Source organism: Methylocystis suflitae (genome assembly GCF_024448135.1).
In the GTDB taxonomy this organism is placed as follows: domain Bacteria; phylum Pseudomonadota; class Alphaproteobacteria; order Rhizobiales; family Beijerinckiaceae; genus Methylocystis; species Methylocystis suflitae.
In genome coordinates, this window is sequence record NZ_JAMRYX010000187.1 from 19,788 (window position 1) to 30,363 (window position 10,576).

The 10,576-nt window shown below is 60.9% G+C and carries 12 protein-coding genes and 1 pseudogene; 6 read left to right on the forward strand and 7 right to left on the reverse strand.

Annotation, left to right across the window (positions count from 1 at the left end):
• Positions 1–35: 35 nt before the first annotated feature.
• Positions 36–1,823 carry a SulP family inorganic anion transporter gene (locus tag NEI07_RS14365; protein WP_256035447.1) on the reverse strand — a complete coding sequence of 596 codons (1,788 nt, stop codon included), beginning with the start codon at positions 1,821–1,823 and terminating at the stop codon, positions 36–38.
• A gap of 263 nt (positions 1,824–2,086) precedes the next feature.
• Here NEI07_RS14365 and NEI07_RS14370 point away from each other — a divergent pair, with 263 nt between their 5' ends.
• Both NEI07_RS14370 and NEI07_RS14375 read left to right on the forward strand, forming a co-directional pair.
• Positions 2,087–2,806, forward strand: a complete 720-nt coding sequence (locus NEI07_RS14370) for a response regulator (protein WP_256035449.1) — start codon at positions 2,087–2,089, stop codon at positions 2,804–2,806.
• Entirely contained in the window at positions 2,803–4,242 is a 1,440-nt protein-coding gene (locus NEI07_RS14375) for an ATP-binding protein (RefSeq protein WP_256035450.1), read from the forward strand. Before NEI07_RS14370 ends, NEI07_RS14375 begins: the two co-directional genes overlap by 4 nt.
• Before the next feature lie 75 nt (positions 4,243–4,317).
• Here the strand turns inward: NEI07_RS14375 and NEI07_RS14380 are convergent, their stop codons facing one another.
• Complete coding sequence (locus NEI07_RS14380; RefSeq protein ID WP_256035452.1) at positions 4,318–4,734, reverse strand: Lrp/AsnC family transcriptional regulator; 417 nt, start codon at positions 4,732–4,734, stop codon at positions 4,318–4,320.
• Positions 4,735–4,869: 135 nt separating this feature from the next.
• Here NEI07_RS14380 and NEI07_RS14385 point away from each other — a divergent pair, with 135 nt between their 5' ends.
• Positions 4,870–5,937 (forward strand): ornithine cyclodeaminase, encoded by a 1,068-nt coding sequence (locus NEI07_RS14385; protein WP_256035454.1) that lies wholly within the window; start codon positions 4,870–4,872, stop codon positions 5,935–5,937.
• Positions 5,938–5,969: 32 nt separating this feature from the next.
• The gene (locus NEI07_RS14390; protein WP_256035456.1) at positions 5,970–6,887 is read left to right on the forward strand and encodes a dimethylarginine dimethylaminohydrolase family protein; all 918 of its coding nucleotides are present in this window, start codon (positions 5,970–5,972) and stop codon (positions 6,885–6,887) included.
• Here the strand turns inward: NEI07_RS14390 and NEI07_RS14395 are convergent.
• From NEI07_RS14395 to NEI07_RS14405, 3 genes are read right to left on the reverse strand one after another with little or no spacing between them, the layout of a single operon-like run.
• Positions 6,871–7,428, reverse strand: coding sequence for a peroxiredoxin (locus tag NEI07_RS14395; RefSeq protein WP_256035459.1), 558 nt, complete (start codon positions 7,426–7,428; stop codon positions 6,871–6,873). The two genes, NEI07_RS14390 and NEI07_RS14395, sit on opposite strands and share 17 nt — an antisense overlap.
• 29 nt (positions 7,429–7,457) lie before the next feature.
• Positions 7,458–7,799 (reverse strand): antibiotic biosynthesis monooxygenase family protein, encoded by a 342-nt coding sequence (locus NEI07_RS14400; protein ID WP_256035461.1) that lies wholly within the window; start codon positions 7,797–7,799, stop codon positions 7,458–7,460.
• Positions 7,796–8,035, reverse strand: a complete 240-nt coding sequence (locus NEI07_RS14405; protein WP_256035463.1) for a hypothetical protein — start codon at positions 8,033–8,035, stop codon at positions 7,796–7,798. The genes NEI07_RS14400 and NEI07_RS14405 overlap by 4 nt, the downstream gene beginning before the upstream one ends.
• A gap of 404 nt (positions 8,036–8,439) precedes the next feature.
• Here NEI07_RS14405 and NEI07_RS14410 point away from each other — a divergent pair, with 404 nt between their 5' ends.
• Together NEI07_RS14410 and NEI07_RS14415 are read left to right on the forward strand one after the other, a co-directional pair.
• Entirely contained in the window at positions 8,440–8,724 is a 285-nt protein-coding gene (locus NEI07_RS14410) for a hypothetical protein (protein ID WP_256035465.1), read from the forward strand.
• Between the two features lie 19 nt (positions 8,725–8,743).
• On the forward strand, positions 8,744–9,487 hold the full coding sequence (locus tag NEI07_RS14415) for an SOS response-associated peptidase (RefSeq protein ID WP_256035466.1): 744 nt from the start codon (positions 8,744–8,746) through the stop codon (positions 9,485–9,487).
• Here the strand turns inward: NEI07_RS14415 and NEI07_RS14420 are convergent.
• Positions 9,457–10,299: a GNAT family N-acetyltransferase gene (locus NEI07_RS14420; RefSeq protein WP_256035469.1), complete on the reverse strand. Its 843-nt coding sequence runs from the start codon at positions 10,297–10,299 to the stop codon at positions 9,457–9,459. The two genes, NEI07_RS14415 and NEI07_RS14420, sit on opposite strands and share 31 nt — an antisense overlap.
• A gap of 51 nt (positions 10,300–10,350) precedes the next feature.
• Positions 10,351–10,576, reverse strand: a pseudogene (locus NEI07_RS14425) (ribose-phosphate diphosphokinase); the annotation flags it as partial.

Consider the following 10,576-nt stretch of genomic DNA (forward strand, 5'->3'; position numbering starts at 1 on the left):
CGGTCGTCGGTTGCGCTTTGCGTGAACTTTACAAACTAGACGCTGCGCCTGCGCGGGGCGAGGGGATGCTTTGACGTCGCGACGTGTTGATCCAGTCCGCGAATCTCTGCGTGGCCGCCGTTTGCTTCATAGTCATCGCAAAAGTGATGAAGGTTCTCCATCACCGTATGATCGACGCACCAGGACTCAGAGAGATCAAAGACAACGGTCTTGCCGCTGGGAATTTTAGCGAGATCGCCCTTGAGCGCAAGATAATTGGCGAAAAAGGCCGCGCCGCCGATCGTGACCTGATATACGCCCGGCGCGCGCTCCACGACGTCGCGATGCAACTTGAAGACCTGTCCCCAATTGACGCTGCGCCAGAAGTGGAACAGGAACTCGGCGGCGATGCCGATGGCGACGCCGATCAAGAGATCAGTCGCCAGCACGCCGATGATGGTAATCACGAAAACAGCGAGCTGGTCCCAGCCGATCGCCAGCGTCTTCTTGAATTCGAGCGGCGACGCAAGTCGGTAGCCGGTGAACACCAGCAGCGCCGCCAGCGAGGCAAGCGGAATCTCGTGAATGACCCTCGGAAAGAGTGCGACGAAGGTCAGCAGGAACAACCCGTGGAAGAAATTCGCCCACCCCGTGCGCGCGCCATTATTCACATTGGCGGAGCTGCGGACGATTTCTGCGATCATCGGCAGACCGCCAATCATGCCGCAGATGATGTTGCCGAAGCCGACGGCCGCGACGTCGCGGTTGAGATCTGATGTGCGCTTATAGGGATCGAGCTTATCGACCGCCGCCGAGCTGAGCAGGCTCTCCAGGCTGCCAACGAGACAGATGGCAAAGACTTGCTGCCAGAACATGCGGGAGCCGATCAGCGAGAAATCCGGGAAGGCGAAGCCGGACAGGAAGTTCTGCGGAATCGAGACAAGGAATTTCGGACCGATCGTGAATTCGTGATGCGGTAGAAACGCATAGTCCGGTAGGAACAGATAGATATGTTCATCGTCGAGATCGTAATATTGCGCGAGCGCCATGCCGATGATCACGACGACGAGCGGCGCCGGGATCATTCTTAGACGGCGACTCTTCACCAGGGACCAGGCGATCAGGATCAAAAGCCCAATGCCGCCAATAATGGCGACCTCCGGATTCATGTCGCGAAGGCTAGCGGGGATGGCGCCAATCGTCTCAAACAGCGTCTGCGCATCCGGCTTCACGCCGAGCATGACGTGAATCTGCTTGGCCATAATGATGATGCCGATCGCCGCCAACATGCCATGCACGGCCGAGGATGGAAAGAAGGCGCTCATCTTGCCGGCTTTCATGATGCCCATCAGCATCTGAATGACGCTGGCGCATACAATCGCCGCCAAGGTGTAGTGGTAGCCGGCTTTGGCGTCGCCGCCGCCGAGCGCCTGCACCGAGTCCAGAATGACCACGATGAGGCCCGCCGCTGGGCCGGTGATGGTGACGAAAGAGCCATTGATTCGTGACACCAGCAGGCCGCCCACGACGGCGGTGATGATGCCCGCCTGAGGCGGAAAACCCGACGCCATCGAAATGCCAAGGCATAGCGGCAGCGCGATAAGAAAGACCAGAAAGCCGGACAGAAGGTCGGCGCGCCAATTTTCTGCCAATCCGGCGAGACCGGTCTTCGGCGTGAACCGGGTTGGAATCGTCCCTGCGAATTTTAAGCGATTCTCATCCACGGCGGGTCCGCCTTGGTCCTTGCCCAGCCATTCTTGCGACGACGAGCTGAGGCGCCGAGAGGCGCTCGCCTCTGCCGCGACCGCTTCCACGTGGGTGACAGCCTGAGCCTTGCTTTTCATATGGTGTCCTTGCCATCGCGCTCAGTCGAAACCTTGGCGCTAACCGGTTAGCGCGGCCGCAACATAGGACAGGCCAGCGGCCGTGGTGTTTCTCCAGTTTTTCAGACCACAGAGATTGTTTCTGATTCTTTTCCCAATTCCGACAAGATCAGACGAGAGTTACTGAACCGTCGCGGGGCGGAGGCTTTTTTGTGGTGGAAACACTCTAGAAACATTGCATGATTAGGTTCCGGCGAGCTCCAACGAAAGCGATTGCGCCTCCTTTGACCGCTCCCACTTCAATTCTGATCGTGGAGGATGACGCCGAAATCGGCGAGTTCATCTCGCTCTATCTCGCAGCGCACGATATTCAGACAAAGGTGGCCGCAAACGCCCAGGCAATGGACGCTGCATTCAGCGCCGGAGCCTATGACCTGCTGATCCTCGATCTTAATCTTCCCGGCGAAGACGGCTTGTCGATCTGCCGGCGGGTGCGATCCGAAAGACGCATCCCAATAATCATGCTGACGGCGCAGTCGGCGGACATCGACAAAATATTGGGTCTCGAGCTCGGGGCCGACGATTACATCGTCAAGCCTTTCAATTCGCGCGAGCTGCTGGCGCGCATCCGGGCCGTGCTGAGACGAATTGAAAACCCGGACGCCGTCGACGGGCGGGCCTTACGGCACGCGTATCTTTTTTCGGGCTGGCGCGTCGATGTGCTGGCTCGAGAGGTCGTCGCGCCGTGCGGCATAAAGGTGGCCATGACCGGCGCCGAATTCGATCTGTTGCATGCTTTGTGCGAAAATCCCCATCGGGTGTTGACGCGCGAGCAACTGATCAACATGACGCATGGCCCGACGACAGGACCCTTCGAGCGCAGCATCGACGTGCTGATCAGCCGGCTTCGACAGAAGATAGAAGCGGATCCAAAAAAGCCCGCGTTCATCCAGACGGTTCGCTCCGAGGGCTATATTTTCTCCACTCATGTGGCGCGCGCATGAACCCTACTCGCCTTCCCTGGCGTTTCCGGCTCAACAAGCTGGCCGTGCAAATCACGCTGCTTATTTTCGTGTCGATCGTGGCGTTCCAGACCATCGTCATCGGCATGTTCCATGTGTTCGGCAGGCGGCATATCGTCGACCAAGGAGACTTCATCGCGAGCATCATCCTCGCTTTGGACGTCGCCCCGCTCTCGGAGAGAGCCAATGTCATTTCAGCACTTTCTCACGCCGTTCCCTACGCCAGCATCGAGATCCAGGAGTCGCGCCCTGCGGCGGCGACGTCTTCGACGGGCGGCGGCGATCTCGCCTTTGAAAACGAAATTCGCCACATCGACTCGCTGTTGTGGGGCGGCGCGGACGTGTTCGAGGTCGAAAGTTCGGCGCCCGGAGATTACGGCGTGCTCGCCGTCGAATTGCATAAAGGCGGCTATGCGACGGTCTCAATCGCCGAGCATCAAAAATCTCCCGGTTCGATATGGCGATGGCTTTGGCAACATGCCGATGACGAACCGTTCATCCTGACTCAAGGAGCGCGAACGGCCCTGTCCTTTATCATATTCACCGGGATCTTCGTGTTCTGGGCGTTGAACGCGATCATGGCGCCGCTGCGACGACTCGCGAAATATGCTGAGCAGATTCCGAACGACGTCGATACGAAAGCGCAGCTCCCGGAGCGAGGTCCCCAGGAAGTTCGCGAATTGACCCGCTCGCTCAATCGCATGCAGGCGCGCATCAGCAAAATGATCGCCGCGCGCGCTCATGTGCTTGCCGCCGTCAGCCATGACTTGCGAACGATCATCACGCGCTTGAAGCTGAAAACGGAATTTGTGTCAGATCAAAGCCTTCAGCAGCGGATGATGCGCGACGTCGATCTCATGGACGCAATGCTGTTCAAGAACCTGCAGTATTTGCGCGCCGAGGGAGACGACAAGTCCGACTGTTCCCTGGTCGATCTCGACAGCGTTCTGCAAACTGTCGCCGACGAGTTCTGCGACCTTGGGCACCATGTGACCTACCATGGCGACGGTCACCAAATGGTCTTCGGATCGCTTAGCGACGTGCAACGCATTTTCACCAATCTCGTCGAAAACGCGACGCATCACGCGAAGACTGTGGACATCTATATCGCGGAAGGCCCGGGAGCGCTCATCGAGGTCGACGTCGTTGACGACGGACCGGGAATGTCAGCAGAGGGCAAGAACACTGCATTCGAGCCCTTCGTTCGCGGTCAGCCGGGACGAACGCTTGACGAGCACAGCGGATTTGGACTCGGCTTATCGATTGTGCGCTCGCTCGTCGAGAACCACGGCGGATCCGTGTCGCTGCTCGATCGGGAGCCCAACGGGCTGATCGCGCGCGTCTGTTTGCCCCGCGCAGTGGAAGGGGACGATAAGCTGTTTCCAACGGACGCCAAGGCGGCGCCGGCGCTTTTCTGAAACAATATCGAATGGTTCGCCTCGACGCGCCGCGCTTGCGCGCGCGAGGAGGGCGTAAACCGCGCCGGAGCGCGTTCATGCCGGCGCAAGCAGCAGGCTCGTCTCGCTTCTGGCGATCCCCTCGATCATCCTCACGCCCGACAACACCCGATCGAATTCTTCGAGATTGGCGCATTCGATTTCCGCGATGAGGTCGAAGGGCCCGTTGGTGCTGTAAAGCGTGTGGATCTGCGGGAGTCCGCGCAGCGCCTGAGCGACGCGGCGGGAATTCTTGCCGGAGACTTCGACCATCATGATCGCCCGGATTCGATCGGATGCGGCGGGATTTTTCAGCCGAACCGTAAAGCCCAGGATCACGTCGGACGCGATCAGCTTATCGAGGCGGTTCTGGACCGTCCCGCGCGAGACGCCGAGCGCCTTGGCGAGTTGGGACAAGGAGGCGCGCGCGTTTGTCCGCAGCAGTGCAATCAGTCGGTGGTCGAGATCGTCCATGGCCCATATCTCTGTGGAAACGGTCAATATCTATGACGGAAATTACAAAAATACAGTCATTTCGAAAGCTTATGGCGATTTTGATTAGCGTTGTCGCGTTCTAGTTTTCCCCGACATCGATCGATGGGAGAAGGCATGGTGACGTTTCTGAGCGCGCGAGACATCGCCCGCATCGTTGGAGAAGTGGGCGCGCGACGCTTTTGGTCGCGGCTCGTCGACTATCTGCGTCGCGACTTTATGCGCTGGGACGCGTTCGAGAAGTCGCCGCGTTACGCGAGCCATTCGCCGCGCGGCGTCATCGAACTGATGCCGACGCGCGACGCCGAAGCTTTCGCCTTTAAATTCGTCAACGGTCATCCCGGCAACACGCAATTCAACCTGCAGACCGTCGTCGCCTTCGGCGCCCTCGCTGACGTCGAAACCGGCTATCCAACGCTCATCGCCGACATGACGCTGGCCACCGCCTTCCGGACCGGCGCCACTTCGGCGCTGGCGGCGGCGCATCTCGCGCGGCCCGACAGCAAGACAATGGCGCTGATCGGCCTTGGCGCTCAATCGGAGTTTCAGGCGTGCGCCTTTCACGCCGTTCTTGGCGTTGACCGGCTTCGCGTCTTCGATGTCGACCCTGACGCCGTCGAGAAGTTCGAGCGCAACATGGCCGACTTCGGCCTGACGATCATTCGGTGCGCCAACGCGCGCAGCGCCGCAGACGGCGCAGACATCATCACGACGATCACGGCGGATAAGAAATTCGCCACGATACTCGCCGACGACATGGTTCAGCCTGGAACGCATATCAACGCGGTCGGCGGCGACTGTCCGGGCAAGACCGAGCTTGCGCGCGAGCTGCTGCTGCGCTCCGAGATCTTCGTCGAATATGCGCCGCAGACGCGCAGCGAGGGCGAAATTCAGCAACTCGGCCCCGAGCATCCGGTGACGGAACTGCGGGAAATTCTCGCCGGTCATCGACTGGGGCGCACCTCTAAAGACGCGATCACGATCTTTGATAGCGTCGGTTTCGCCATCGAGGATTTTTCGGTGTTGCGCCTGTTGCGCGATCTTGCGCGGGAGACGGGCGTCGGCCGCAACATCGAGCTGATCGCTGAACCCGCAGACCCGAAGGATCTGTTCTCGCTGCTGCATCCGCTCGACGCGGAGCAGGAAGACGTCGCAACTCGCGTAAGGACGGGACAGCCTGCATGACTGACGGACGTTCAATGCAAGAGAGTTCGCTGATGAGCTTCGACGTTGAAGCCGCTGTAGTGAACGACGCCCCAAGCGACGCGCGCGAGGCTGCGCCGCCACGGCCTGCGCCTGCGCGTCGCGCGCTGCTGATGTGCGCGCCGGACTATTTCGGCGTCGATTACATCATCAACCCGTGGATGGAAAATCAGATCGGGCAAGCAGCGCTGCCGCGCGCGCAGGCGCAGTGGGAGAACTTGCGCGGCAATCTGGCGGCGCATAGCGATATTGTTTTCGTTGCGCCGACGCCCGGCCTGCCGGACATGGTCTTCACCGCCAATGCGGGGCTTGCGATCGGCGAGAAGGCTGTCGTGAGCCGATTCCACGCCAAGGAGCGGCGGCCCGAGGAGCGACTGTTTTGCGAATGGTTCGAAGCGCAAGGCTATTCAATCGCGCCCTGGCCGGAGAACATTCCCTTTGAAGGCGCCGGCGACGCGCTTCTCGATCATGCGCGGGGCATTGTCTGGTGCGGATACGGCTGGCGCTCAGGCGAAGAAGCGCCCAAACATCTTCAAAAGATCTTCGGTCTGCGCGCCGTCGCGCTGAAGCTCGTCGATCCGCGCTTCTATCATCTCGACACCTGCTTCTGCCCTCTGAGCGGCGGCTGGCTGATGTATTACCCAGCAGCCTTCGATATCGCGTCACAGGAAGCGATCCGAGCCGTCGCGCCAGTGGAGAAGCGGATCGAAGTCGGCGAGAAAGACGCGCTCTCTTTCGCCTGCAACGCTGTCGAAGTCGCCGGACGCGTTTTCCTCAACGCCTGTTCCGACGATCTTCGTTCGCGCCTGCTCGACGCGGGCTTCACGCCCGTCGTCACGCCGCTCTCGGAATTCATGAAGGCGGGCGGCGCCGCGAAATGTCTGACGCTGCAGTTGCCGGGCGCCGCGTCCGCGGTCATGCCGCGGGGATAAGCGTTTCGCCGCCGACCGGCCGGCTGCAGGGGCAGAGCGCGCCGGTCCGCAAGGCGTCGAGCACGCGCAGCGTATCGTCCGGCGCGCGGCCGACGTCGAGATTCGTCGCATAGACATGTTGAATGACATTGTCGGGATCGACGACGAAGGTGGCGCGATAGGCGACGCCTGAAGGCGCGCGCACGCCGAGGCCATCGACGAGATCGCCCCTCGAATCGGCGAACTGCCAGATCGGCAAGCTCTTCAGGTCGCGGTGGTCGCGCCGCCAAGCAAGCTTTACGAACTCATTGTCGGTCGAGCCGCCGAGAACGACGGCGTCGCGCTCGGCGAAATCCTTCGACAAGCGCGCGAAGGCCGCGATTTCCGTCGGGCAAACGAAGGTAAAGTCCTTCGGATAGAAAAAGATGATTTTCCACATTCCTGGAAAGCTCGTCTCGCAGAGCGTTTCGAAGGCTGTCTCGCCGTTTTCTTCGATCTCGTTAAATCCCGGCTTTACGCCGGTGACAACGAAAGGCGGTATGCTGTCCCCAATTCCCAACATGTCTTTCTCCTAAGAAGCGCCGGCGGCGCCTATTGCGGATTGCTTCTGGAGACAGTCGCGTCGAACTCCTCCAGCCTCGAGGCGCAGCGCGGTCCAGCGCAGCCGCTGGGCGGGCCATAGAGTTCGGCGCGTCGCCAATCGATGAAGCGCTCTTCCGTCTCCCACATGGTCACCGAGAAATAGAGCACGTGCGGACCGCACTCCTTTCCCCGATGGAATTGAAATCCGATGAGACCGGCCGCTTCCCGCAACCGGACGCTTGTCTCCCGCCAAGCCGTTTCGAATGTTTCTTCGCAGCCCTTGACGACCTTGAACTGGTTCGAGGCCATGAACATCGCGCCTTCCTTCTTTCCTGATGCCGAATATTTCATGGCGTCTGCCATGCATGCTGCTGTGCGCGACGCGACAGCGCGACGAGCGCGGCGAATTCGTCACATCTCTTGCGCATGCATTCATCAGAACAGGAAAGCGCATAGTGGCTGCGCAGCGCCGCGAGCCCATAGCCGGCGAGTTCGACTTCATCGATCGACAGTCGAACCGAGTTTTGGTTCATCGCTTCGGCGAGGATCGAATCAATGCGTTTTCTCTCGCGCGCCAGTTCGCACATCATTCTCTCCTTAGGGTCTCGGAACGCCACGCGTGGGTTGCGCGCCCTGATCCTTTGCTTGAAGGTTCGATGCCGAGAGTCTCAGCGGCGCCGCGTGCATGGCGCAAAGATTTAACAGGCGACTTCCTGCGTCAATACAATTGATCCCTCATCGGAATTCTTGCAGAAAGCGTCGTTCGAAGCGTCCTTATTTGCGAAATATTCCAATTAGAAGGAAGACGAAACAAGTGTTGCGCGTCGGCATCGAGCGTCCCGGCTGTGGCCATCACGCCGAGGCCATCGTTCTGGCCTGCGGCTTCACGACAGGGCCATCGTTCCGGCGCAAATCTGGGTTCATTCGGCGATGCGCCGCGAAGGCTTGGCTTCAGCGCCAACGCGGCAAGACCATAAACAAGGGAATGAAAATGCACAGCATCGCCACGCCCCGTCGGGTCAAGAAGGCCCTCGTTCTTGCGACGCTTCTGGCGGCCTCAATGCCGCTTTACGGCTGCTACACGCCCGCGGAACGCGCGCTCGGCGGCGGCGTCATCGGCGGTCTGGGCGGCGCCGGCATCGGCGCGCTTGCCTCGGGCGGACTCGCCGGCCCGACGCTCGCCACGGCGGCGGTCGGCGCAGCAGGCGGCGCGATCATTGGCGCCGCAACGGCGCCGCGCCCATATTACCGTCGTCATCGGCACTACTACTACTGAGACAGGACGGTCTCGCTTAATGTGCGGGCGCTTTACGCAGCATCTCTCCTGGGAGGAGCTCCAGCGGCTTGCCGATCTGATCGGCCAGCCGCGCAATCTGCAGCCGCGCTACAATGTGGCGCCGACGACGATGATCGAGGTCATCAAGCCGACGCCGGCGGGACATGAGCTTGTCCAGATGCGCTGGGGTTTCGCGCCCTCCTGGTGGAAGAAGCCCCTGCGCGAACTGCCCGCAACCTTCAATGCGCGCGCCGAGACGATCGCCGAAAAACCGATGTTTCGCTCGGCCTTCGCATCTCGGCGCTGCATTATCCCGGCGTCGGGCTTCTATGAATGGACCGGGGCAAAAGGCGCAAGGAATCCGCATTATTTCACGGCGCCCGACGGCCGCCCGCTCGCATTCGCCGGCTTGTACGAGAGCTGTCGCGACGTCGAGAGCGATGCGACGATCGAGTCCGCGACGATCATCGTCGGTCCAGCGAATGGCTGGATGCGCCGTTTCCATGATCGCATGCCGGTCATCCTCGACTGGCGCGACGCCAGCGCGTGGATGTCGGGCGAAGATCCCGGGGCGTTGCTTCGCGCGCCGCCCGACGAAGCTCTGCAGGAATGGACCGTGTCGCCGCGCGTCAACCGTTCGGGCGACGCCGACGATGATCCGACGCTGATCGCGCCGAGCCTCACGGCCTCTGATCTTATCGATCGCCTAGGGCCATTGTCCGGCGAAGCGAATCACCCGAGTTCGAAGGTCGTGACGCCGTAGCAGCGCTCGATGCGTCCCGGCGGCGTTCCTTCCGTATACATGCGCGCGGTGTCGAACACGGCGGTCATTTGGCGTCGCTGCGCCAGCGCGATGGCGGCGGCGTTTGCTTCGGGCGTGTCGAGAAACACCGGCGCGCTCGCGGCGCGCGCGCATAAGCCTTGAAACAGAGCGTCGGCGATTTGCGATTCATCCGCGAACAGCGGCCCGATCTTGTAGCCGTCGCGACACGCGCGCAGCACGCCATAGCCGGCGAGCCGGCCTTGCTTCACCACGGCGAGAGCCGCGCTCTGCGGCTGAGCGATCCAGCGCGAAAGAAAATTCGGTCGTGACGTTGGAAAGACTGTTTGGTCATATCGCACGATCTCGTCGAAGGGGACTTCAGCCAATTCAGTCATGTCGGAAGGCGCTTCGCCGCCGCCGACGCATCGATGACGTATGTTGCGATAGGCGAATTTGAATCCGTGCCGCGCATATCTCTGCAGAAGGTCGATCGCGGCGTCGAGCCCGACATTGCGTCCCTGCACATGCCGCAGCGCGACGTCCAAGAGCCGAAGGCCGACGCCCTGTCCACGATAAGGCGGACGAACGATGAAAAGCCCGACGTAGCCGAAGGACTCGTCATAGGCGACGGCGGCGACGCAGCCCAAAGGCTCGCCCGCGCGTTCGGCGATGAAGAACCCTTTCGGATCGACGGCGTAGAAACTCTCCGCGTCATAAAGTCCGGGATTCCAGCCTTCGGCCGCAGCCCAATCGAGCGCGCGATCAAGTTCGCTCTTGGACATTCGGCGAATGACGATGTCTTCCAAGTTCATGCGAGGCTTGTGGCGCGAGTCGCTGCAGGACGCAACCAGAGTGCTGAGCGGCTAGGGCCCGTCCTCCAGAAGCTGCGTGATCGAACCATTTGCGTGCAGGCGTCTGATCGCCTCGGCCAGGAGGCCGGCGATGCTGACCACACTCAAACGATCGCCAAGCGCGGCCGCCATGGACGGTTGCAGCCGCACTGAATCGGTGATGATGAGCTGGTCGATCGGCGCGTCCTTTAGCACGGACGCAGCCTTTTCGGAAAAGACGCCGTGGGTCGCCGCGACC